The organism is Rhabdothermincola sediminis (genome assembly GCF_014805525.1).
Classification (GTDB): Bacteria; Actinomycetota; Acidimicrobiia; order Acidimicrobiales; family Acidimicrobilacustridaceae; genus Rhabdothermincola; species Rhabdothermincola sediminis.
Genome location: NZ_JACFSZ010000003.1, coordinates 126,713 through 149,607 on the forward strand (window position 1 = coordinate 126,713; position 22,895 = coordinate 149,607).

Annotated in this window: 24 protein-coding genes; 4 read left to right on the top strand and 20 right to left on the bottom strand. The window is 71.3% G+C overall.

Annotation, left to right across the window (positions count from 1 at the left end):
- Both HZF19_RS03460 and HZF19_RS03465 read right to left on the bottom strand, forming a co-directional pair.
- Positions 1-912, bottom strand: coding sequence for a Ppx/GppA phosphatase family protein (locus HZF19_RS03460; RefSeq protein ID WP_208027351.1), 912 nt, complete (start codon positions 910-912; stop codon positions 1-3).
- Complete coding sequence (locus tag HZF19_RS03465) at positions 912-1,391, bottom strand: DUF501 domain-containing protein (protein ID WP_208027352.1); 480 nt, start codon at positions 1,389-1,391, stop codon at positions 912-914. Before HZF19_RS03465 ends, HZF19_RS03460 begins: the two co-directional genes overlap by 1 nt.
- 129 nt (positions 1,392-1,520) lie before the next feature.
- Here HZF19_RS03465 and HZF19_RS03470 point away from each other — a divergent pair, with 129 nt between their 5' ends.
- Positions 1,521-1,682, top strand: a complete 162-nt coding sequence (locus HZF19_RS03470) for a hypothetical protein (RefSeq protein ID WP_208027353.1) — start codon at positions 1,521-1,523, stop codon at positions 1,680-1,682.
- Positions 1,683-1,826: 144 nt separating this feature from the next.
- Here HZF19_RS03470 and HZF19_RS03475 read toward each other — a convergent pair whose 3' ends face one another.
- Complete coding sequence (locus HZF19_RS03475) at positions 1,827-2,549, bottom strand: SRPBCC family protein (RefSeq protein WP_372443428.1); 723 nt, start codon at positions 2,547-2,549, stop codon at positions 1,827-1,829.
- A complete protein-coding gene (locus HZF19_RS03480; RefSeq protein ID WP_208027355.1) occupies positions 2,540-3,118 on the bottom strand; it encodes a nucleotidyltransferase family protein in 579 nt (192 codons plus the stop codon). Before HZF19_RS03480 ends, HZF19_RS03475 begins: the two co-directional genes overlap by 10 nt.
- A 29-nt stretch (positions 3,119-3,147) precedes the next feature.
- Between HZF19_RS03480 and HZF19_RS03485 the strand changes: the two genes are divergently transcribed.
- Genes HZF19_RS03485 through HZF19_RS03495 form a run of 3 tightly spaced genes read left to right on the top strand, consistent with a single transcriptional unit; the run spans position 3,148 to position 4,891 of the window.
- Positions 3,148-3,582, top strand: a complete 435-nt coding sequence (locus HZF19_RS03485; RefSeq protein WP_208027356.1) for a DUF6941 family protein — start codon at positions 3,148-3,150, stop codon at positions 3,580-3,582.
- The gene (locus tag HZF19_RS03490; protein ID WP_208027357.1) at positions 3,579-4,052 is read left to right on the top strand and encodes a (2Fe-2S)-binding protein; all 474 of its coding nucleotides are present in this window, start codon (positions 3,579-3,581) and stop codon (positions 4,050-4,052) included. The genes HZF19_RS03485 and HZF19_RS03490 overlap by 4 nt, the downstream gene beginning before the upstream one ends.
- Entirely contained in the window at positions 4,049-4,891 is an 843-nt protein-coding gene (locus HZF19_RS03495) for an FAD binding domain-containing protein (RefSeq protein ID WP_208027358.1), read from the top strand. Before HZF19_RS03490 ends, HZF19_RS03495 begins: the two co-directional genes overlap by 4 nt.
- Before the next feature lie 110 nt (positions 4,892-5,001).
- On the opposite strand, the gene HZF19_RS03500 is transcribed toward HZF19_RS03495, so the two are convergent.
- The 16 genes from HZF19_RS03500 to HZF19_RS03580 all read right to left on the bottom strand — a co-directional run bounded on the left by HZF19_RS03500 (position 5,002) and on the right by HZF19_RS03580 (position 22,871).
- Positions 5,002-5,715: a YcnI family copper-binding membrane protein gene (locus HZF19_RS03500; protein WP_208027359.1), complete on the bottom strand. Its 714-nt coding sequence runs from the start codon at positions 5,713-5,715 to the stop codon at positions 5,002-5,004.
- Between the two features lie 34 nt (positions 5,716-5,749).
- A complete protein-coding gene (locus HZF19_RS03505) occupies positions 5,750-6,307 on the bottom strand; it encodes a hypothetical protein (protein WP_208027360.1) in 558 nt (185 codons plus the stop codon).
- A gap of 111 nt (positions 6,308-6,418) precedes the next feature.
- The gene (locus tag HZF19_RS03510) at positions 6,419-7,507 is read right to left on the bottom strand and encodes an XdhC family protein (RefSeq protein ID WP_307781127.1); all 1,089 of its coding nucleotides are present in this window, start codon (positions 7,505-7,507) and stop codon (positions 6,419-6,421) included.
- 16 nt (positions 7,508-7,523) lie between these two features.
- On the bottom strand, positions 7,524-8,243 hold the full coding sequence (locus tag HZF19_RS03520; RefSeq protein WP_208027361.1) for a pirin family protein: 720 nt from the start codon (positions 8,241-8,243) through the stop codon (positions 7,524-7,526).
- A 6-nt stretch (positions 8,244-8,249) separates the two neighbouring features.
- On the bottom strand, positions 8,250-8,954 hold the full coding sequence (locus HZF19_RS03525; RefSeq protein WP_208027362.1) for a YceI family protein: 705 nt from the start codon (positions 8,952-8,954) through the stop codon (positions 8,250-8,252).
- Positions 8,955-9,025: 71 nt separating this feature from the next.
- Entirely contained in the window at positions 9,026-9,784 is a 759-nt protein-coding gene (locus HZF19_RS03530) for an ABC transporter permease (RefSeq protein ID WP_208027363.1), read from the bottom strand.
- Positions 9,784-10,608, bottom strand: a complete 825-nt coding sequence (locus tag HZF19_RS03535) for an ABC transporter permease (RefSeq protein ID WP_208027364.1) — start codon at positions 10,606-10,608, stop codon at positions 9,784-9,786. The genes HZF19_RS03530 and HZF19_RS03535 overlap by 1 nt, the downstream gene beginning before the upstream one ends.
- The gene (locus tag HZF19_RS03540; RefSeq protein ID WP_208027365.1) at positions 10,605-11,576 is read right to left on the bottom strand and encodes an ATP-binding cassette domain-containing protein; all 972 of its coding nucleotides are present in this window, start codon (positions 11,574-11,576) and stop codon (positions 10,605-10,607) included. The genes HZF19_RS03535 and HZF19_RS03540 overlap by 4 nt, the downstream gene beginning before the upstream one ends.
- Positions 11,576-13,906, bottom strand: a complete 2,331-nt coding sequence (locus tag HZF19_RS03545) for a xanthine dehydrogenase family protein molybdopterin-binding subunit (protein ID WP_208027366.1) — start codon at positions 13,904-13,906, stop codon at positions 11,576-11,578. Before HZF19_RS03545 ends, HZF19_RS03540 begins: the two co-directional genes overlap by 1 nt.
- Before the next feature lie 49 nt (positions 13,907-13,955).
- A complete protein-coding gene (locus tag HZF19_RS03550; RefSeq protein WP_208027367.1) occupies positions 13,956-14,297 on the bottom strand; it encodes an FtsB family cell division protein in 342 nt (113 codons plus the stop codon).
- The gene (eno, locus tag HZF19_RS03555; protein WP_208027368.1) at positions 14,294-15,583 is read right to left on the bottom strand and encodes a phosphopyruvate hydratase; all 1,290 of its coding nucleotides are present in this window, start codon (positions 15,581-15,583) and stop codon (positions 14,294-14,296) included. Before eno ends, HZF19_RS03550 begins: the two co-directional genes overlap by 4 nt.
- A 45-nt stretch (positions 15,584-15,628) precedes the next feature.
- On the bottom strand, positions 15,629-17,011 hold the full coding sequence (locus HZF19_RS03560; protein ID WP_208027369.1) for a MazG family protein: 1,383 nt from the start codon (positions 17,009-17,011) through the stop codon (positions 15,629-15,631).
- Between the two features lie 13 nt (positions 17,012-17,024).
- A complete protein-coding gene (locus tag HZF19_RS03565) occupies positions 17,025-18,077 on the bottom strand; it encodes a peptidylprolyl isomerase (RefSeq protein WP_208027370.1) in 1,053 nt (350 codons plus the stop codon).
- 52 nt (positions 18,078-18,129) lie between these two features.
- A complete protein-coding gene (gene mfd / locus HZF19_RS03570; protein ID WP_372443431.1) occupies positions 18,130-21,546 on the bottom strand; it encodes a transcription-repair coupling factor in 3,417 nt (1,138 codons plus the stop codon).
- Between the two features lie 74 nt (positions 21,547-21,620).
- The gene (gene pth / locus HZF19_RS03575) at positions 21,621-22,196 is read right to left on the bottom strand and encodes an aminoacyl-tRNA hydrolase (protein ID WP_208027371.1); all 576 of its coding nucleotides are present in this window, start codon (positions 22,194-22,196) and stop codon (positions 21,621-21,623) included.
- 12 nt (positions 22,197-22,208) lie between these two features.
- Positions 22,209-22,871: a 50S ribosomal protein L25 gene (locus HZF19_RS03580; RefSeq protein ID WP_208027372.1), complete on the bottom strand. Its 663-nt coding sequence runs from the start codon at positions 22,869-22,871 to the stop codon at positions 22,209-22,211.
- Positions 22,872-22,895: the final 24 nt, after the last annotated feature.

Consider the following 22,895-nt stretch of genomic DNA (forward strand, 5'->3'; position numbering starts at 1 on the left):
CTAGCCAGCGATGCTCATGGCCAAGCCGTCGAGAATGTCGGCCTCCGAGACCAGACACTCGGTGAAGCCGAGCCGGCGCATGATCGCCACCAGCACGCACATGCCGCCCACGATCACGTCGGCTCGAGCGGGCTCCAAGCCGGGGTTGTGGACCCGATCCGCGAGCGGCTCGGTGGCCAGCGTGCGGAACACGTCCTCGGCGGCGTCCTTGGTGAGCACGAAGTGGTGGATCCGGTCGCGGTCATAGGTGGCCAGGCCGAGCTCGACCGCCGCGGCAGTGGTGACCGTGCCGGCCAGGCCCACGAGGGTGGCCGCGCCGGCCGCGCCGGGGATGGACCGCAGCACGTCGTCGAGGTGGATGTCGGCCACCGAGATGGCCGCCAGGAGCTCCTCGGGCAGTGGTGGGTCGTGGTGCAGGTAGGTCTCGGTCATCCGCACGCAACCCATGTCGACCGAGATGGTGGCCTCGCAGGCGGTGGTTCCGTAGGCGAACTCGGTCGAGCCGCCTCCGATGTCGACGACCAGGAACGGGCCCCGCCCCGGGTCGAGCTCGCTGGTCGCACCGAGGAACGAGAGCCGACCCTCCTCCTCGCCGGAGAGCAGCTCGGGCCGGACCCCGACGAGCTCGGACACCGCGTCGAAGAAGTCGTCGCGGTTCACCGCGTCGCGGGCCGCAGAGGTGGCCGCGACCCGCAACCGCTCGACCCCGTGGCGGTCGATGACGGAGCGATACTCGCGCAGCACCTCCAGCGTCCGCTCGATCGCCGCGCCCTCGAGCCGTCCGTTGCGGTCGACGCCCTCCCCGAGCCGGGTGATGCGCATCAGGCGCTCGAGCGCCCGCCCATCCGGGCCGCGCACCAGGAGTCGCACGGAGTTGGTGCCGCAGTCGATGGCGGCCACCGGCGCGCTCATCAGGCGTCGCCTCCCGCGTCTCCTCCGACCACGCTCTCGGGGCGTTCCAGATGGGCGGCGACCCATCGGCCGACCGGGTCGTCCCCGCCGGCCAGGTGCCAGGCGTAGTGCGCATGGAGGCACTTGACCCCCTGGCGGGTGCCACCTACCCCACCTGAGGGTCGGGGCCCGAGGTGATCGGCGGGGATCGCCGCGTCCCGTTCCGCTGCGTAGCGGGCGTGCGCCGCGGCCAGCTCGCCGGGGTGGACCTCCGCCTCGGCCTGCCGCACCCCACCGGCAGACTCGAGCTCCCCCACCCGGCGGCGGAGCTCAGGGCTCACCAGCCAGTACCGGGTGGGCATGGGGGTGCCGTCGTCGAGGAACGGGGCGTTGCGGATGACCACCGGAGTGCCCTGCCGGTCTCGCACCACCACCTCGTACTCGCCCTGCGGAGGGCGGCCGAGCAGCCCCGTCACCTGTTCATCGTCGGCATGGGTCACCTTCCTGATTCTCGCTCACTTCGCGACCTCCGGTGCACGAGCCCGGGTTCACGACTCGCCGCCGCAGCTCGCCCGTGACGAGGTCGGCTCCGAGCTTCAGCGCTGATCCACCTACCTGGGAGGTCTGTTGTGTCTCGGAAGATCCCCCGCCTCGCGGCCAGCGCTGCGCTGGCCTTGGCGGCGATGAGTGCCACCGTGCTACCGGCCAGCGCCAACGAGGTGCTCGACACCTGCTACGGCGCCTACGGCGCACCTGCCCTCGGACTGCGCTGGATGGATTGCGACGGCTGATGTCGGTCGAAATCGATGATGTGACACCGGAGCCGGGCCAGACCATCATCCCGAGCCGTCACCGCCACCCCGACCTTCACGGGCTGGCATCGACCGCGTCCTGGCGATCTGCTCCGCTGGGGCTCACCCACGAGCGACCACTGCTCAGCCGACCCGGTGGCGCCGGCGTGACCGGCGGATGACCGCTCCCAGGGCCAGGACCGCGGCCACGACCCCGAGCAGGGGCAGCATCCGCTTGAGCAGCGATGGACCGGCCACACCGAGCAAGTCGATCGGCTCGGGCTCCGGCCGATCCAGCTGGAGCCGGCCGTTGCTCTCCTCCTCTGCCGACACGTGCGGCTCAGCCGGCTCGGCGGCTTGGGGCCTCGTGGGCTCCGATGCCGGTTCGGTCGGCGTCTGCTCGGGCGGCACGACATCGGAAGCACCTCCGAGCACGGTGCTCTCGAGGTTCTCCACGAACTGCGCGAGCAGCTTCTCGCTCACCTCGGCCAGCGCTCCCCGACCGAACTGGGCCACCTTGCCGGTGATGGTGAGATCGGTGCGGATCTCGACCCGGGTTCGCTCGCCGTCCGGCACGAGTTGCGCGGTGATCGTGGCGCTGGCGTTGCCCTGACCCCTGGTGTCGCGACCCGCGGCTCGCAGCACCGCCCGCCAGGAGGAGTCATCACGCTCGGCGAAGCTGGCCGTGCCCTGGTACTGGGCGGTGATGGGACCGACCTTCACCTTCACCACCCCTCGGTAGTCCTCCCCCTCGACGCCCTCCAGCTTGGCGCCTGGTAGGCAGGGGGCGATCCGCTCGAGGTCGGTGAGCACCGACCAGGCCTGCTCGACGGGTGCGCTCACTTCGAACTCGTTCGTCAGCTCCACCGGCTTAGGTCCTCCAAGGTGTCGACATCGCTCGGGTCCCCGACGCACGCTACCTCCGTCACCAGCTCGGGCCTGGCCCGCATCAGGACCCGGGCCCCCTCGTCACCGCTGACCGGGAGAAGATCCCAGATCTCGCGGGCGAGGCGGACCGGATGCCCACGACGGCCGCCGTAAGTCGCCACCGCGATCGGGCGGTCGGTGCACCTGGCCACCGCCCGCCACGCGGTGAGCGGGACCCGGGGTTGGTCACCGAGGCCGACCACGATGGCGGCAACGTCCCATCCCCGCACGGCCTCCAGCGCAGACCCGAGTGACGTAGCCATGCCGTCCTTCCACCGCTCGTTGCGCACCCGGGTGACCCCGGCTGGGAGCACGCCGCCCAGATCGATCGGACCCTCCACGACCATCACCTCCCCGATCCCGGCGCGCAGCGCGGCGTCGATCGCCCAGGTGACCAGCGGCCGCCCCTGGAACGGCGCCAGCAACTTGGAGTCCGACCCGGCGAACCGACTCCCGCCGCCGGCCGCCAAGACCACCGCCACCACCGTCCCGGATGCAGGTGCGGTCATGGTCCACGAGGGTAGGTAGCGTGGGCTCGGTGAGCGACTTCCCCTTCGAACGACCGTTGGTCGATGTCACCCTGCTGCTCGCCGACGCGGCGCAAGTCGCCGACGGCAAGCTCTACGTGCTCGGTGGAGGCGTACAGGTGATCGGGCCACAACCCCAGCCGCTCGCGGTCGCGTTGCTCATAAAGGTGCCGTGGGATCGCGCGAACATCACCCATGACTGGAAGCTCGAGCTACTCGACGAAGATGGGATGCCCGTCATGCACAACGAGACGCCGTTCCTCATCGGAGGGCAGTTCGAGGCTGGCCGGCCGCCGGGCTGGCCGGCGGGCACACCGCTGCCGGTGCCACTGGGAATCAACTTCCACGCGCTGCCCGTCCAGCCCGGACGCCGCTACACGTGGCGCCTGGCCATCGACGGCACCAGCGAGCCGACCTGGCAGGCGAGCTTCGGGGTGAAAGCATGAGCGGGACGGTCTCGGTGCAGATCCAGGTCAACGGGGTGCCGCACGCCGACCAGGTCGAGCCCCGGCTGCTGCTGGTCCACTACCTGCGCGACGTGGTGGGACTCACCGGCACCAACGTGGGATGCGACACATCATCGTGCGGCGCGTGCACGGTGCTGCTGGACGGGGAGTCGGTGAAGTCCTGCACGCTGCTGGCCGTCCAAGCCGACGGGTGCTCGGTCACCACCATCGAGGGCCTCGCCTGCGGCGAGGAACTGCACCCCGTCCAGCAGGCATTCCAGGAGGAACACGGCCTGCAGTGCGGGTTCTGCACTCCTGGCATGGTCCTGGCCGCGGTGTCGCTGCTGTGCGAGACGCCCGAGCCCACCGAGGAGGATGTGCGCCGCGGACTGGAGGGAAACCTCTGCCGCTGCACCGGCTACCACAACATCGTGCGGGCGGTGTTGCGCGCCGCGAAGGAGCAGCCGTGATCCCCTCGGCGTTCGACTACGAGCGGGTCGACACGGTCGACGGCGCGCTGGCCTCGCTCGCGGAGCACGGCGACGAGGCCAAGCTGCTCGCCGGCGGGCATTCGCTGATCCCGCTCATGAAGATGCGCCTGGCCGCGCCCGCGGTGCTGGTCGACGTCGGTCGGGTGCAGGAGCTGTCGTTCATCCGCGACACGGGCGACCACCTGGCCATCGGTGCCCTCACCCGGCATCGGGACCTCGAGGTCTCGCCGGTCCTGGCCGAGCACGCCCCGCTGCTGGCCCACGCCGCCAGCCACGTCGGCGACCCCCAGGTGCGCCACCGAGGCACGATCGGTGGGTCACTCGCCCACGCGGACCCCGCCTCCGATCTCCCTGCGGCGGTGCTGGCAATGGGGGGGACGCTCGTGGCCCAGGGGCCCGGCGGGGAGCGGCTCATCCCCGCCACCGGGTTCTTCCGAGGCTTCCTGGAGTCGGTGCTGGAACCGACCGAGATGCTCGTCGAGATCCGGATCCCCAAGCTGACCGGCGCGGGGTGGTCGTTCCAGAAGTTCACTCGGCGGGCCCAGGACTGGGCCATCGTGGGGGTGGCGGCCGTGCACTCCGCGACCCACACCGGGGTCGGCCTGGTCAACATGGGCACCACACCGCTGCTCGCCACCGCGGTCGTCGAGGCGCTGGAGGGCGGGGCGAGCCCGGAAGACGCGGCGACACTGGCCGCGGTGGGTACCGAGCCCCCGACCGACGACAACGGCACTGCCGCCTACCGGGAACACCTGGCTCGGGTGCTCGTGCGGCGCGCCCTGCAGGAGGCTGTGCCACTCACCGTCGCCGACGACTGATCGCGCCCCTCTCTCCAGCGGTTCTGTTCATCGGGGCGCGGCTCGTGGCCGCGCCCCGATGAACAGTTCGGCGCCTGGTGAGCTAGTCGGCTAGTCAGCTGGTGAGCTGGTCAGGCGGTTCGACTGCTCCGGGCGAACGCGGCGAGTGCGAGCACCATGGCCACCACGCCGAGCCCGACCGCCACCCACGAGGTGGCATCACTGGACGAGGAACCGTTCTCATGGGACGCCTCGGCCGACTCGTCCGTGGCCGTCTCACCGGAGGAGCTGGCGCCCGAGCCGTGCTCGTCGCCGGTGCTCGGGGTGAGTGTGAGGACAGGGGCTGGATGCTCCGGCTCCTCTCCGTTCGCGGTCGGCGGCTCGATCCAGGCCACCTCTTCACCTGTGTCGTAGCGCTGGAGCGCCGGGAACACCAGCTGGGTGACGCCAGTGGGAAGCGGTCCCGCGGAGATCTCGAACTCCTGGAACTGGCCCGGTTCGATCCGCCCACCGGTCCAGGTGATGCGGTCGACCACCTCGGCCACCTCTTCCCCGTGACTCATCAGCGGTGTGTCGAGGCGCCGGTTCACGACCTCCGCCGTCCAGCCCGGAACCGGCTTGACGCTGACGTACTGGATTGGGTGGTCCTGGGGGAGCTGCACCGCCACCGACACCGTCGCTGCGTTCGGCCGCTCGTTGGGCACCCGGAACGTGAGCTTGGTGAAGCTTCCCTGTGCCGCCTCCTTGGGGTTCACGGTGACGTGCGCGACGGCGACACCGGCCGCGAGTCCGATCAGGGTCGCGCTGAGTACGAAGCCCATCAGGGCGCGCGAAGTCCTACGCATGATCATCGATCCTTTCGTCGAAGAGCTGACGTGGTCAGGAACACACTCGAGCGAGCCGACCGAGTGGTGGCCCACGCCGGGAGATCGGAGTCAGCTCGATCGCGTGTACCAACGGACGAGGAGCTCTTGTCACCGGTGACCCGACCAAGGCCCACGCCCGTCGGCCCCGAGAGGCCAGCAGCTCCCCGACCCTCACCAGGAGGTGCAACACCACGACCAGCGCGGCGGCCACCACGAACTGGGTGAGCACTCCTACCCACAGCGCCGGCTCGGTGAGGATGTGCGTCACACTCCACCCGAGCGCCAAGTGCTCGACCAGCTCGACCGAGACGAAGACCCCGACGAGCTGGGAGGCCGTCGGCCCATAGCGAGGAGCAACCGCGCGCCCGCGCATCCCGGACCACAGAGCGAGGAACATCGATGCGACCAGGAGCGGGATCGCGAGCCGACCGAGCGACGCAAGGTACTCGTGACCGGCCTCCACGGGCTGCTTGGCCGACGAGTCATCGTGGGCGACCGCGAAACCGGCCAGGTGGCCGAGGACGAAGCTGAACGGCACGGCGATAGGGATCAGCAGCCGAGCCGGACGCATCGGGACACGCTAGCCAGCTCCGCGTTCCGCGGCCCACCAGACCGAACTGTTCACCCACGCGGGGTCGCGGGCCGCGAATCCATGAACAGTTCGAGGAGACGAGGGGGCTGTTCAGCGGTGGATGGGGCCTTCGCCGTCGCGCAGTGACGGGACCGCCGCGCCGGTGCGGGCGGCGATGATCTCGGCACAGATCGCCACCGCCGTCTCCTCCGGTGTGCGGGCCCCGAGATCCAGCCCGATGGGGGCCATCAGCCGGCTGAGCTGCTCAGCACGCACCCCGGCCGCTCGCAGCCGTTCCACCCGCTCGGCGTGCGTGCGCCGGCTGCCCATCGCGCCGAGGTAGCCCACCTCCGTTCCCAGGGCGGCCACGATGGCGGGCACGTCGAACTTGTGGTCGTGGGTCAGCACGCAGATCGCGTCGCGGGGGCCGAGCTCAGCACCGAGGCGGTCGAGCAGCCGGTCCGGCCAGTCGACCACCACGTCGTCCGCCTGGGGGAACCTCTCTCGGGTGGCGAACACCTCCCGGGGATCGCACACCGTCACGTGGTAACCGAGCAGCTTCGCCTGCGCGACCAGCGCGGCGGTGAAGTCCACCGCGCCGATGACGACCATGCGCGGCCGTGGCGTGTGCGCGTCGATGAACACCGTGATCGCGGATTCCCGGGCCTCGCCGTGCTCGCCGTAGTGGCGAACCACCGAGCGCCCGGCTGCCAGCTCACCACGGGCGTCACGGGCCACCACCCGGTCGAGATCCGGATCGCCGAGCGATCCGTGGACGGCGTCAGGGGTGACCACGATCGACGACCCGCGACCACGACCGTCCACGACCGTCACCATCGCGACCGCCCCGCCCTGGTCGAGCGCGCCGGCCAGGCGACCGACGAGCGACCAGTCGACCACTTCGATGAACACACGGATCGTGCCACCACAGGTCAGGCCCACCGCGAACACCTCGTCGTCGCTGTAGCCGAACGACACCAGCCTCGGCTGCCCATCCTCCAGGACCCGCCGGGCCTCCTCGACCGCCGCCGCTTCCACGCAGCCGCCGCTCACGGCGCCGGCCACGTCCCCTCGCTCGCTGACCGCCATCGCCGCGCCCGGCAGCCGCGGCCCCGAACCGTCCACCTCCACCACCCGGACCAGGGCGACCCGCAAGCCCTGGGCCCGCCAGCGGGCCAGTTCGCCGGTGAGGCCCCTCACCGGCACGTCCCTCCGATCACGCGGTCTCCCACAGGAGCACTTCCGCGCCGTCCGGCCCTGCGGTGAAGGTGCGGCTCCCGGCTGCGGTGAGCCGGACGGCGTCACCCTGCGCCAGCGGTCCCGCTCCCTCGAACTCACCGCCCCCCACGGCCACGAAGACGTGCACATGCGGCGCGTCGGCGACGACCACGGTTGTGCCGGCCACCAACCGACCGGCGAACAGCGTGGCATCACGCTGGTTGATGGTCACCGCGCCATGCCCCGGTCGACCCGACGCCACCGCCACCAGCCCTCCCCGCTCGAGGTCGGCCTCGACATCGACCTGCTCGTAGGAGGGCTCCAAGCCCTCAGTGTCGGGCACCACCCACATCTGCACGAAATGCACCGCCAGCGCCGCGCTCGGGTTCATCTCCGAGTGGCGGATGCCGGCGCCCGCGCTCATGCGCTGCGCGACTCCCGGGCGGATGACGCCGCGGTTCCCGAGCGTGTCGCCGTGCTCGAGCTCCCCGTCGAGCACCCAGGTAACGATCTCCATGTCCCGGTGGAAGTGCGGGGGGAACCCCGTCTCGGGGGCCACCACGTCGTCGTTGTGCACCAAGAGCAGGCCGTGGTGGGTGTTGGTCGGGTCGTAGTGCCCGCCGAAGCTGAAGCTGTGCCAGGAATCGAGCCAGCCCAGGTCGGTGTGGAATCGCTCCCCGGCCCGCCGCACGTCGATCGATGTCGCGCCCCCGGCCATGGTGCGTCACACCCGCTCGAACACCAGCTGCACCTCGAGCTCACCGACATCGTCGGTGGTGACGATCGGCAGGCGAGGCGGGTCGATGCCGTAGTCGGCGAGGATCACCTGGGTACCGCCGGCCACGCTGATGGTGGAGCCGTTCCACGTCGCTCGAAGCGGCAGCTCCACGCGATTGGTCACCCCGTGGAGGGTGAGCTCGCCCACCGCGGTGACCTCGACGGACCGGCCGACCGCGATCCCCGAGGGCAGCGCGATCGGCTCGGAGAGCCGGAAGGTGGCGGTCGGGAAGGCGTCGGTCTGCAGGGCGTTGCCACGGATGAACGAGTCCCGACGGCTCTGGTCGCTGGCCAGCTTCGTGAGGTCAGCCTCGATGCTGGCCTCGGCCACCGATCCACCCACGATGGTCATCGTGCCGGTGACCGCAGGGGTGCGCCCCACCGCGGTGTTCTTGATGGTCTCTCCGGCGAAGAGCTCCTGGATGCGGTAGCCGGCAAACACGTCGTCCGCAGGGGCGATGCGCCACGTGCCGTCCGGCGACGATGCCCCGCCAGGGTCGGTCGGATCGGTCGGGACGGTCGACTCCGTGCGCACCGGCACGCTCGCCCGCTCGGGGGCGTCGGAGCGCAGCACGAACCACCAGAAGGCGAAACCGCCGAGCAGCACCACGGCTAGGCAGGCGATCAGGGCGTACTTGGCCGACTTCTGCATGAGCTGCTACTCCCCGTGCGGGCGGGCGAACCGCCCGGCCAATCTACGCCCTAGCCGCGGTCGTCACCGGGTCAGGGGACGAGGCGGCGAAAACCCCGCTGCGCGAACCAACCGAGGAGCACCGCGCTGACGGCGAGCGCGACGAGGCCCGGCCAGGTGTCGTGCCAGGTGACCTCACCGAGGAAGCCCTGCCGGGCCATGGTGAGCACGTAGGTGAAGGGGTTCCGGGCTGCGACCCAGTGCAGCCAGCCGGTCATCACCTCCAGGGGCACCTGACCGACCGAGAGGAACATCGCCACGAAGATCCCCGCCTGCACCAGTGCACCGGCTCGCTGCGATCGAGCCCGGTACACCACGCCGAGCCCCCACAACCCTGCCAGCACGGCCACCCCCAACGTGGCCACCAGCAACATCACGAACCCCGCCAGTCCACCGTGGATGCGAGCCCCACCCAGATAACCCACCGGCAGGACGATCGCCAGCGGGAGCAATGAGCGCAGCATCGTGAACACCAACGGTCCGACGACCAGCGCGGGGCGGGCCACGGGGGCCGTGAGCAGGCGGTCGAAGAAGCCGTTCTCGAGGTCTCGCCCGGCCCCGAACGCAGCACCGAACCCCGCGAACGCGGCACCCTGCAGCACGGCGAAGGGCACCATCCAGTCGAGGATGTTGCCGGTCGGGAATCCAGGGATGTCGGTGATGGCGCTGAACGCACCGCTGAACGCCAAGGTGAAGAACACCGGCATGACCACCACCGGGATCACGGTGACCGGCACCCGCACCAGCCCGATCACCCCCCGCCACGCGAGCTGACGCACCACCGCCGTCATCACGCCGACCTCAGCCGGCGACGGAACTGCCGGCTGGCCATCAGCGCCGCCACCACCGCGAGCCCTGCCGCGACCGCCACCGCGCTGAGCGCGTCGGTCCAGTCGAAGCCGTACACCACCAGTGCCCGCATGCCGTCGATCATCCACGTGATCGGGTTGCGCTCCGCGACCGATTGGTACCAGCCCTTCATGAGGGCGGTGGGGAAGAACGCCGAGCTGACGAACACCAGCACGAACAACAACGGGAACGCGTTCTGCACCGCCTCCTGGGAACCGGAACGCAACCCGATCGCCGCCGCGAAACCCCCCACCGCCAGGGCGAGCAGCATGGCGGTCACCACCAACACGACCACGGCCGCCAACCCGCCCTCGATGGGTGCGCCGAAAACCACGAACACGCCGACGAAGATCAACGCCTGGCACGCACCCAGCACCGCCGAACCGGCGAGACGCCCCACCAGGATCGACGTGCGGGCCACGGGTGAGGCGAGCAGGCGCTCGAAGAAGCCGTTCTCGATGTCGAGGGCCACATCGGACCCTCCGATGATGCCACCGAACATCACCCCCTGGGTGAGGGTGCCGGGCAGGAGGAACTGCAGGAAGGACACCACCGGGGGGAAACCCAGCGATGCCAGCGCCTGCGGCGCCCGGTTGAACGCCGCGGCGTTCACTGCGGCGATGAGCAGGGGGAAGACGATCGCCGGGAACCACATGGCGGGCTGGCGGGCCGTGCCGACGATCGACCTGCGGGCCAGCTCCGCCGTCTGGGCAGCAGCGACCGGTATCGGAAGCCGCCCCCCCGGGGAAATGGTCGTGGCGGTCACGACGGTGCCACCGCCTCCTCGGGCTCCGCGCCCTCCAGGCGCCGCCCCGTGGCATCGGCGAACACGTCGTCGAGACTCGGCTGCAAGAGCTCCATGTGCTCGATCGATGCACCGATCTCGTCGAGGAGGCGGACCACCTCGGTCATCTGCTGGGCTCCGCCGTCCAGACCGATGGCCAGCTCACCAGCCCGCAGAGCGGGGCGCTCGGCGCCGAAGCGAGCACAGAGCTGCTGGCGGGCGATCTCGTGGTGCGCGGGGTCGACCTTCAGGGTCAGTGTCGGCGCGCCGACGGCTTCCTTGAGCTCGGCGGGCTCGCCTTCGCGCACGATCCGCCCTCGATCGATGATGGCGATCCGGTCCGCGAGCTGATCGGCCTCCTCGAGGTACTGGGTGGTGAGGAACACGGTGGTGCCCTGGTCACGATTGAGCTTGCGCACCTCGTCCCAGAGGCTCATGCGGCTCATCGGATCCAGTCCCGTCGTCGGCTCGTCGAGGAAGAGCACCGCCGGCTGGTGGATCAGCGACAGCGCGAGGTCGAGGCGCCGGCGCATGCCCCCGGAATAGGTGCCCACCCGCCGGTCGGCGGCAGCAGCAAGCCCCACCCGCTCGAGCAGTTCTGCCCCCCGAGCCTTCGCCTCACTCCGGCCGAGACCGTGCAGGGTCGCCTGCAAGCGCAGCAACTCGTTGCCGGTCATCAGCGGGTCGATGGCCGCGTCCTGCAGGGCGACCCCGATCGCACGACGCACCGCGGGCGCTTGGGCCACGACATCGAAACCTGCCACCCGGGCGGTCCCGCTGGTAGGGGTGAGCAGTGTGGTGAGCATGCGCACGCAGGTCGACTTGCCGGCCCCGTTCGGGCCGAGGAACCCGAAGATCTCGCCCTGCTCGACGGTGAGGTCCACCCCGTCGACCGCGACGAGGTTGCCGAAGCGGCGCACCAGCCGCTCCGCTTCGACCACCGGGGACATCAGCACACCTCCATCGGATCGCTCGCTCGGTTCGCCGCCTCGATCGCCCGCCAGACCCGCTCGGCGGTGAGGGGCAGATCGATGTGCCGCACCCCGAGGTGCGCCAGCGCGTCGATGACCGCGCTCTGCACGGCGGGGGTGGCCCCGATCGTTCCTGACTCGCCGATCCCTTTGACCCCGAGCGGATTGATCGGCGTGGGGGTCTCGAGGGTGACCAGCTCGAACGAGGGAAGCTCGGCGGCGGAGATCATCCCGTAGTCGGCCAGGTTTGAGGTGGTGGGGTTGCCGTCGGAGTCGTAGCGGACCTCTTCCAGCAGCGCTTGGGCGACGCCCTGGGCGATGCCGCCGTGGCGCTGGCCTTCGACGATCAGCGGGTTCACGATGCGCCCGGCGTCGTCGCAGGTGACCATGCGCACCAGTTCCACCCTCCCGGTCTCGACGTCGACCTCCACCACCGCGAGATGGGCGCCGAAGGGGAAGGTGGGGCTGGTGGTCGAGTACATCACGGTCTCGGCCAGTCCGGCACGGGTCGCGGGGCCGGCGGCAGCGGCCGCTTCGAGCCCGGCCGCAGCGGCCACGTCCGACCAGCTGCAGTCCACCTCGGGAAGGCCGCCGACGTGGAAACGCCCGGTGCGGGTGTCGAGCGAGACGTCGGTGGCGGGAACACCGAGCAGGCCGCCGGCCACCAGCCGAGCCCGGTCGATGAGTCGGCTCGTCGCCTCGTGGACCGCCGAGCCGCCGACCTGCAGCGAGCGCGACCCGAAGGTGCCGCTGCCCTCGGCCACCCGGTCGGTGTCGCCGTGGACCACCTCGATGCGCTCCAGCGGGATGCCGGTGAGGTAGCTCACGATCATCGAGAACGACGTGGCGTGCCCCTGCCCGTGCGCCGAGGAACCGGTGAGCACCGTCACCCGGCCGTCCGGGTGGATCTCGACCTTGGCATATTCCTCCTGGCCCGCGCCCGGGCCGGCGGTGATCTCCACGTAGACGCTCACCCCGATGCCGAGCAGGCGGGTGCCGTCACGGCTGCGGCGAGCCGCCTGCTCGGCCCGGAGCTGATCGATGCCGGCCGCGTCGAGGACCAGGTCGAGCGCCCGCTCGTACTCGCCGGTGTCGTAGACGGTGCCGACCGCGGTCGTGTACGGGAACTTCTCCGCCGGCACCAGGTTGCGGCGCCGCACCTCGATCGGGTCGAGGCCGATCTCGGCGGCGAAGAGGTCGACGGCCCGCTCGATCGCCGCGGTGGCCTCCGGGCGCCCCGCCCCCCGGTAGGCCTCGGTGGGGGTGGTGTTGGTGACCACGGAACGGGCCTCGAACTGCGCGGCAGGGATGTCGTAGACGCCGGTGGTCATGGTGCGGGTCATGAAGGTGAGCACCGATCCCATGCTGGGGTAGGCGCCGCAGTCCTGGACCACCGACAGCCGGTAGGCCTCGATGGTCCCGTCACGCCGGCCTCCGATGGTGATCTCCTGCACCTGGGCCCGGCCGTGTGGCATCCCGACCATGCTCTCCGAGCGGGTCTCGGTCCACCGCAGCGGCCTCCCGAGACGGCGGGCGAGGCTGGGCAGAACGAGCTCTTCGGGGGTGGGGCTGATCTTCGCCCCGAACCCACCACCGACGTCGGGGGCGATGACGTGCACGTCGCCCTCGTCGAGGCCGTACAGCTCGGCCAGCTTGGTCTTGACCGAGTGCGCGGCCTGGGTACTGATCCACATGACCAGCCGGCCGCCACTCCAGGCCACCGCGGCCGAGCGCACCTCGAGCGGGCAGGCGGCGAGGCGCTGGTTCACGAGCCGTTGGCGGACCACCACCTCGCAACCCTCGAAGAGGTCCGGACCAGGCGGTGGCGGGGCGATCGCGGTGTTGGTGCCGACCTCCGGGAACAGCAGCACCTCGTCGCGCAGCGCCTGCTCGACGTCGACCACCGCGGGAAGCGGCTCGTAGTCGACGATCACCAGCTCGGCCGCGTCCTCCCCCTGCAGCGGGGACTCGGTGACCACGGCAGCGATGGGCTCGCCGACGAAGCGCACGGTGCCGGTGGCCAGCCAGGGTCGAGCCATGGCGTCGGGGATCATGCCGGGGATGTACGGGCGAGCCGGGGCCAGATCGTCGAGGTCGTCCGCGGTGAACACCCCGAGCACCCCGTCAGCCGCGCGAGCTTCCTCGACGTCGACGCCGGCGAGGCGGGCGTGGGCCATCGTCGAACGGACGAAGGTCACGTACGCGGCGCCGTCGAGGCGCTCGTCGCGCACGTCCGCACAGTACGTGCCGCCCACCGTCAAGAACTTCCGGTCCTCGACCCGAGCGACCCGCTCCCCCAGTTCGGCCACCGGGGCAGGCTACCGCCGTCGAGCTCGAACGCTGGACGCCGGTGCCCTCCTATGGTTCCACGCGCTGGCGGAGCCGGTTGAAGGGCCACACGTCGGGCACCTCCACCGGGTCCTCGGGCGGCGGGAGCACCTGGTAGACCTCCTCACCGGGTCGCGCCAGTCCGAACTGCTCGCGCGCCAGGCGCTCGACCTCCGCGTCGGTGCCCAGCAGATCGACCTGGTGCTGCAGCTCGGCGTTGCGCGCCGTGAGCTCGTCGAGCTGGTCCTCCGCAGCGGCGATCGCCGCCCGCTGGCTCAGGTAGGTACGTGTCGGGAACACCCCGAGGAACAGCACCCCGCAGGTCACCACCGCGATCAGCAGCGGCCAGGCCAGCCGGCGAAGGAGCCTCACCCGCCAGCCGCCTCCCTGGCCAACGCGGCCGATCCCCAGTAGGCCGCCGCTTCCGCGAGGTCCTCTTCGATGCGCAGCAGCTGGTTGTACTTGGCCACCCGGTCGGTGCGCGCCGGCGCACCCGTCTTGGTCTGCCCGCAGTTCGTGGCCACGGCCAGGTCCGCGATCGTGGCGTCCTCCGTCTCGCCGGAGCGGTGCGACATGACCGCGGTGTACCCGGCGCGGTGTGCCATCGCCACCGCGTCCAGCGTCTCGGTGAGGGTGCCGATCTGGTTCACCTTGACCAGGATCGAGTTGGCCACGCCGGCGTCGATGCCCCGGCCCAGCCGTTCGGTGTTGGTGACGAACACGTCGTCGCCCACCAGCTGGACCCGCCCGCCGATGGCCTCGGTCAGCAGCTTCCAGCCTTCCCAGTCCTCCTCGGCCATGCCGTCCTCCACCGAGACGATCGGGTAGCGGCTGACCAGGTCGTCGAGGTAGGCGACCATCTCGTCGGGGGCGAGGGTGCGCCCCTCACCGGCCAGCACGTAGCGGCCGTCGTGGAACAGCTCGGTCGACGCCGCGTCGAGGGCCAGGGCGATGTCCTCGCCCGGGGTGAAGCCTGCTCGCTCGATCGACTCCAGCAACAACTGCACGGCCTCCTCGTTCGAGGCCAGGTTCGGGGCGAAGCCGCCCTCGTCGCCGATGGCGCTGGACAGGCCCCGCTCGCGCAGGACCTTCTTCAGCACGTGGTAGGTCTCGGCCCCCCAACGCAGCGCCTCCGAGAACGACGCCGCGCCGACCGGCATGATCATGAACTCCTGCAGGTCGACGTTGTTGTCCGCGTGCTCCCCGCCGTTGAGCACGTTCATCATCGGCACCGGTAGCACGTGCGCGTTCGTGCCACCGACGTAGCGGTACAGCGGCAGCTCGAGCTCGGCAGCGGCGGCCTTCGCGACCGCGAGCGACACCCCGAGGATCGCGTTGGCCCCCAGGCGCTCCTTGTTCGGCGTGCCGTCCAGGTCGACCAGCACCCGGTCGATGTCGCGCTGGCTCAACGCATCGAGGCCCACCAGCACGTCGGCGATCTCCTCCTCGACGTTGGCCACGGCCCGCTGCACGCCCTTGCCGCCGTAGCGCTCGTCGCCGTCGCGCAGCTCCACCGCCTCGAACTGGCCGGTGGAGGCGCCCGACGGCACGATCGCCCGGCCGCGGGCACCGGAATCGAGCAGGACCTCCACCTCGACGGTGGGGTTGCCCCGCGAGTCGAGGACTTCGCGCCCGACGATGTGCTCGATGATGCTCACTGCTGTTGCTCCTGTGACGTGTGTGCGAATAGTGGCACGTGTTGCCTACGAGGTGGGGTATCCAGGATCCACACCCTGACGACCTGCAGGCCGAACCGAACCCAGCGGCGGGCCTGCGGCCTCCCGCTCCTCGACCGCCCTCCGGTACCGGTTCGCCGCGGCGCGCAGCGCGGCGTCGGGATCGATCCCGTGCCGGCGGGCCTCGTCCACCAGTGCGAACAGTCGCTCGCCCACGTCGGTCGACGCGAGCGTCGGCGGCTCCGGGAGCGCCACCCCCCGCTCGCCCAGCGCCGCCGCCTTCTTCTGCACCTTCAGGGCGTACAACAGCGCCGGCAGGTGAGTCGGGATGCCCTCGAAGATGCTCTCGCGGCCCTTCTCGGCCTGCTTGATCCGCTCCCAGTTGCGGGCCACGTCCTCCGGGCCGGCCACCTCGACGTCGCCGAACACGTGGGGATGCCGGGCCCGCAGCTTGTCGTGGATGCCGTTCGCCACGTCGGCGAGGGTGAACTGCCCCGCCTCCTCGGCCAGGGTGGTGTGGAAGACCACCTGCAACAGCAGGTCCCCCAGCTCCTCCTCCAGCAGCTCGTAGGCACCCGGGCGGTCCTCGGCCACCGCGTCGATGGCGTCGAGCACCTCGTAGGTCTCCTCCACCAGGTGCCGGGTGAGGCTCTCGTGGGTCTGCTCCCGATCCCACGGGCACTCCCGGCGCAGCACCGCCACCAGCTCCGCGAAGCGGGCCACTTCGCGGGCGACCGGCGCGGCGAGGGCGGGGATCCACAGGGAGGTGAGGTGGTCGGCCTCGACGCGATCCAGCTCGACCCACCGCACCGGCTCCACCACCTCGTCGGGAAGCCCAAGGCGGCGCAGCACCGTCACCGTGGCGTCCGGCGGCAGACACGGCTCGGTTCCGGCGTCGAGGGTGAGCTTGACCTCCGAAAGCACGTCGGGCGAGTCGCATTGGGCCACGAGCAACGGGCCCCGCTCGCCGGCGGCGTCGACCGCGAAGCGCTGGCCGTCCACCAGCCGGACGCCGGCCGCGACCGGATCGATCCCGAGGCGGGCCCACGCCAGGTCCGCGAACGACAGCGCCGCCAGCACCTCGACCTCGACCCGATCGTCGCTCCCGAGCAGCTCGACGCTCCGCTCGGCCACCACCGGTGAGCCCGGCACGAGGTAGAGCACCTCCCCCGCTTCGTTCGCGGCGGCGACCAGCTTCTCGACGATGCCCCGGTACACCGCGTCGAGCGTGTCCAGCGAGTCGTAGAGGTGGTCGAAGGAGCGGGCATCGGGCACCACCGTCACCGCGGGATGGCGCCGGGTCCGCACGAACCGGCGCTCGATCCGCTCGATGGCGGCCAGCGTTTCCGAGGTGACCAGGTCGGCGCCCGCGGGGCCGAGCCCGGCGACGACCACTCGGGGGACGGCCACCACGGCCACCTCGTCAGGGCGCAGTGTCGGACGGGCCCAACAGGGCGGGCACCGACGTGGTCGGTGACGCCGCGCCTTCCGGGGGCACCACCACCTGCGGGTACTGCTCCGGATCCCACCGCCCCCACTTCGGGTCGATCGTCACCTCCGCCCGGCGCACCGCGTCGCTCAGCCAGGCGTCGAACGCCGGGTTCGCCCCCGAGGCCCGCTGCTGCTCCAGGTACTGGCGGATGGCGGTGGCGATCTCCTCGAACGGCGGGACCCCCTTGGCCCGCACCAGGAGCAGGTGGACCCCGAACTCCGTCTCCACCGGGCCGGTCACCTCACCCGGCGTCGCGGCGAACGCCGCGTCCTCGAAGGCGGCCACGAACTGGCCCCGGGGCTGGCAGCCGAGGTCGCCGCCCGCCGATGCGCTGCCCGTGTCCTTGGAGACCTCCCGGGCCAAGGCGGCGAAGTCCTCGCCGGCTCCGATGCGAGCCAGCGCCGCCTCGGCCTGCTCCCTGGTGTCGACCAGGATGTGGCTCAGGCACGCGAACTCCCCGTTGCGCTCGACGATGGCATCGATGTTCTGGTCGTAGTAGGCGCGGACCTCGTCATCGGTCACCTCGCCCAGCGGCTCGGCCGCCAGCTCCCGCTCCAGCGCGAGGCGGTTGGCCAGACTGGTGACCTGCCGGTCGATGAACGCCTGCGGGAACGACCCCGCCGACGTGCCGATCTGCTGCTCGGCCTGCGCCCGGTCCTCGCTGGTGGGCTCGACCCCCCGCTGGGCCAGCTCATCGGCGATGAGCGCGTCGATCACCAGCGAACTGAGCACCTGCGTACTGAACGCGCTGGAGTACGAGCCCTCGGTGGGGCCGTAGACCGCCACCCCCTGCGCCTCGAGGTTCGAGCGCACGGTGGCGTTGGAGGCCAGCGCGTCGAGGTCGTCGAGGAGGTCTTGCTGGGAGATGGCCACGCCGTTCACCACGGCGGCGTCGGCCGCGCCGACACCACTGCCGCCGGTGGCACACGAAGCGGGCAGCAGCATGGCGACGAGCGCGACGAGCAGCAGGGGAAGACGACGCATGAGGATCGCGAGCCTACGGATCGGCGGGATGCCGCACCAGTCGGCCCACCGGTCAGCCCACGAGCTCACCGAGCGCCGCCACCACCTCGCTCGCCGCGCCGGGCGCGCTGCGCAGCGGGAGCTGGAGCTGACCGGCGTCGGGCTTGTACACCGCGCCCTTGAACAGCCGCTCCAGGCGCACGGTGCGGCTCGCACTGAGCTGGATCGGCGAGATGCGGGCCACCAGCTTCGGCCCCCCGAAGCCCGAACCCTTCACCACCGTCACCTCCCGCACCCCGGCGCGCACGCACGCCGCTCGCAGCGTCGCCACCTCCAGGAGGGCTTCGGCCGCCGGTGGCACCGGCCCGTAGCGGTCCAGCCACTCGGCACGGATGTCGGCCACCTCCTCCTCACTGGTGACCGCGGCCAACCGCCGGTAGGCCTCCAGCCGCAGCTCCTCGCGCTCCACGTAGTCCTTCGGGAGGTGCGCGTCGATCGGCAGCTCCAGCTTGATCTCCGCCGGCTCCCGGGGCTGCTCGCCCTTCAGCTCCGCCACCGCCTCGGTGACCATCTGGCAGTACAGGTCGTAGCCCACCGCGGCGATGTGCCCGGACTGGCCGGTGCCGAGCAGGTTGCCCGCCCCGCGGATCTCCAGGTCACGCATGGCGATCTTGAACCCCGAACCCAACTCGGTGGCCTCACCGATGGTCTTGAGGCGCTCGTAGGCCTCCTCGGTGAGCGCCCGGTCCGGGGGGTAGAAGAGGTACGCGTAGGCCCGCTGGCCGGCACGACCCACCCGGCCACGGAGCTGGTGGAGCTGGCCGAGTCCCAACAGATCCGCCCGGTCGACCACCAAGGTGTTGACGGTGGGCATGTCGATGCCGGACTCGATGATCGTCGTGCACACCAGCACGTCGTAGTGACCCTCCCAGAAGTCGAGCACCACCCGCTCGAGGGTGCCCTCGTCCATCTGGCCGTGGGCGATGGCGATGCGGGCCTCGGGCACCAGCTCCCGGAGCTCCTCGGCCACGTGCTCGATGTCCTGCACCCGGTTGTGCACGAAGAACACCTGACCCTCGCGCAGCAGCTCTCTGCGGATCGCCTCGGCGACGGCCCGATCGTCGTACTCCCCGACGTAGGTGAGGATCGGTTGGCGCTCCGCGGGCGGGGTGTTGAGCAGGGTGAGGTCGCGGATGCCGGTGAGGCTCATCTCCAGCGTGCGGGGGATCGGGGTCGCGGTCAGCGTGAGCACGTCCACCTCCGCCCGGAGCTGTTTGATCGCCTCCTTGTGCGCCACCCCGAAACGCTGCTCCTCGTCCACCACCAGCAGGCCGAGGCGAGCGAACCGCACATCGCTCGACAGCAGCCGGTGGGTGCCGATGACCACGTCGACGTCCCCGTTCCCGAGCCCCGCTATGACCTGGCGGGCCTGGGCCTCGGTCAGGAACCGGCTCAGCACCTCGACCCGCACCGGGAACGGGGCGAAGCGCTCGCTGAAGGTCTGGAAGTGCTGCTGCGCGAGCAGGGTGGTGGGCACCAGCACCGCCGCCTGCTTGCCGTCCTGCACCGCCTTGAACACCGCCCGCAGCGCCACCTCGGTCTTGCCGAAGCCGACGTCGCCACACACCAGGCGATCCATCGGCGCGGGCGACTCCATGTCGGCCTTCACCTCCTCGATGGCCTTGAGCTGATCAGGGGTCTCCTCGAACGGGAACGCCTCCTCCAGCTCACGCTGCCAGGGGGTGTCGGGGGCGAACGCGTGGCCCGGGGTGTGCACCCGCTTCTGGTAGAGCACCACCAGCTCCTGGGCGATCTCGGTGACCGCGGCCCGCACCTTGGCCTTCGTCTTGTGCCACTCGCTGCCACCCAGCCGGCTCAACGACGGGGAGTCGCCACCGGTGTAGTGACGCACCGCGTCGATCTGATCGGAGGGCACGTAGAGCCGGTCGTCGCCCCGGTACTCGAGCAGCAGGTAGTCGCGCTCGACCCCGCCGATCGCCCGCTTGACCATCCCGCCGTAGCGGGCCACCCCGTGCTGGTGGTGCACGACGTAGTCGCCGGGCTTGAGGTCGTCGAAGAAGCCCTGGGCCCCACGGCGCCGGGGGCGGGCCCGGCGGTGTGCCCGGCGGCGACCGGTGACGTCGCTCTCGGTGAGCACGGCCAGCTTCACCTCGGGCAGCACGAACCCGCGCTCCAGCGGGGCCACCACCACGTGCCCGCCGGGCTCGGCCAGCTTCGCCTCGCCGGGCCCCTCGAGCGCCAGGTGCAGACCCTGGTCGGCCAGCAGGTCGCGCACCCGGGCCGCGGAGCCGGGCCCGTCGGCGGCGACCACCACCCGGAAGCCCTCGGCCAGCAGGTCGGCGAGCTGGCGCACCAGCGACGACCCGTCGCCCACCACCGGGTCCCAGCCCCGGGCGGTGACCGTGACCACATCCGGTCCCTCCGGTGCGGTCGTCACCGTCCACACCGGCGCGGCGGTGTGGACCAGCAGCCGGTCGAAGGGCAGGTGCAGCGGTGGGAACGACTCCCCGCCGGCATCCCAGGTCCGCGACAGGCTTTGGGCGAGATCCGCCTCCTCGGCGAGCAGGTCGGCGGCGCGGTCCCGCATCCGCCGGGGCTCGACCACCAGGACCTGCGCGTCCTCGTCGAGGAGGTCGAACAGCACGTGCTCCTCGTCGGTGAGCCACGGCAGCCACGACTCCATCCCGTCGAACGTCGATCCTTCCGCCAGCCGCTCCCACTGCTCGCGACCCCACGGTTGGGTGGCGACGAGCTCCGTCGCCCGGCGGCGCACCTCCTCGGTGGGCAGCAGCTCCCGGCTGGGGAAGATCTCCACCTCGGCGAGATCCGCGGTGGAGCGTTGATCGGCCACCGAGAACCGGGTGAGGCGGTCGACCTCGTCCCCCCACAGGTCGATTCGCACCGGCTCGTCGGCGGTCGAGGGGAACACGTCGACGATCGACCCGCGCACCGCCACCTCGCCCCGGTGCTCGACCAGGTGCTCGCGGCGGTAGCCCGCCGCCACCAACCGGTCCACCAGCTGGGTGGAATCGAGCTGATCGCCGTGGCCGACGACGATCGGCGCCACGTCCTCCACGTGCGGGCCGAGGCGCTGCACCAGCGCCCGCACCGGAGCCACCACCACCCGCGGCCGGCGCCCGGGCTCTCGCAGCCGCCACAGCACCCGCAGCCGCCGCCCCATGGTCTCCACGCCGGGGCTCACCCGCTCGAAGGGCAACGTCTCCCAAGCGGGGAACAGCTCGACGTCTCCGGCGCCGAGGAAGGCCGCCAGGTCGTGATGGAGTCGATCGGCCTCGGTGGTGGTGGGAACCGCGACCACGATCGGGCGCCGCGACGACACCCCGGCCAAGCCGGCGATGACGATGGCACGGGCCGGCTCCGGGACGCCCAGCACCGCGCTGGCGCTCCCGAGCACCTGCGTGATCGCAGGGTCGTCGCGCACGAGCAGGGGCAGATCGGTCAGGGTCATGGCGAGGTCGGGCCCGCCCGGGGCCCTCGGTCGAGTCTCGCCACCGGGAGACGGCATCACCACCAGGTCGTCGGTCACGTGGCGTTGAACCTGGTCATGGCCGCCTGCGGCCCCTCGGCGAGGATCACTTCGACCGCGTCCGCGGCGTCCCGGACCGCCTCGTCGAGGGCGGCGCGTTCGGACCGGCTGGCGCGCTGCAGCACGTGGTCGGCACCCCGCTCCCGGTCAGGCGGCTTGCCCACCCCGATCCGCACCCGGACGAACTCCGCGCTGTGGAGGTGGGCCTTGATCGAGCGCAGCCCGTTGTGGCCCGCCAGTCCGCCACCGACCTTCACCTTGAGCCGGCCCACGGGCAGATCCAGCTCGTCGTGGACCACCACCAGCCGATGGAGGTCATCGATGCCGTTGTGGCGGACGAGAGGAGCGACCGCTTCACCCGAGAGGTTCATGTACGTCTGCGGCTCGGCCAGCACCACCCGGCGGCCGTCGATCAGCACCTCGGCGACCCGAGCCCGCTGCCGGCTCCGGCGGAACCGGCCGCCGTGGCGGGACGCGAGCAGTTCGACGACGTCGAAACCGACGTTGTGCCGGGTGCCGGCGTACTCCCGTCCCGGATTGCCGAGCCCGACCACGAGCAGGTCGGCTGCCATGGGGCGTGACGGCTACTCGCCGCTCTCCTCGCCCTCGCCGGTCTCGGCACCGGCCGCCTCAGCACCCTCTCCGGCTTCGCCCCCTTCAGCCGACCCGGCGGCGCCAGCCCCCACCACGGTGAAGCGGGTGGCCACGCCCGCCACGACCGGTGTGGAGGGATCGACGTCGGTGGTGACCCCGTCGGGGAGCTGGAGGTCGCCGACGGTGACCGCCGAGCCCACCGTGAGCGAGGAGACATCGGCTTCGATCTGACCCGGGATGCTGGTGGGCTTGGCCTTCACCGTGAGCGACTTCATCTGCTGCTCGGCGATGCCCTTGGCGCTCTCGACCTCCTTGGCCTCGCCGACCACCACGATCGGGACCTCCACCTCGACCGGGGCGTCCGGGTCGACCCGGAGGAAGTCGACGTGGAGCACCTCGCGGCGGACGGGATCGCGCTGGAGGTCCTTGACGATGGTGAGATCCGTCCGACCGTCGATGTCGAGCGCGATGAGCGCGTTCACCCCGGCTTCGGTGGTCAGCACCCGGCGCAGCTCGGACCAGACGACGGCCACCGGCACCGGGTCAGCGCCCATCCCGTACACGACACCGGGGATCTTGCCCTCGGCCCGAAGTCGGCCGGCGGCGCGGGAACCGGGGGCGCGCCCCGTCTCGGCGGTCAAGGTCAGCTCCATAAGGCCGGCCATGCTACCGGCCCC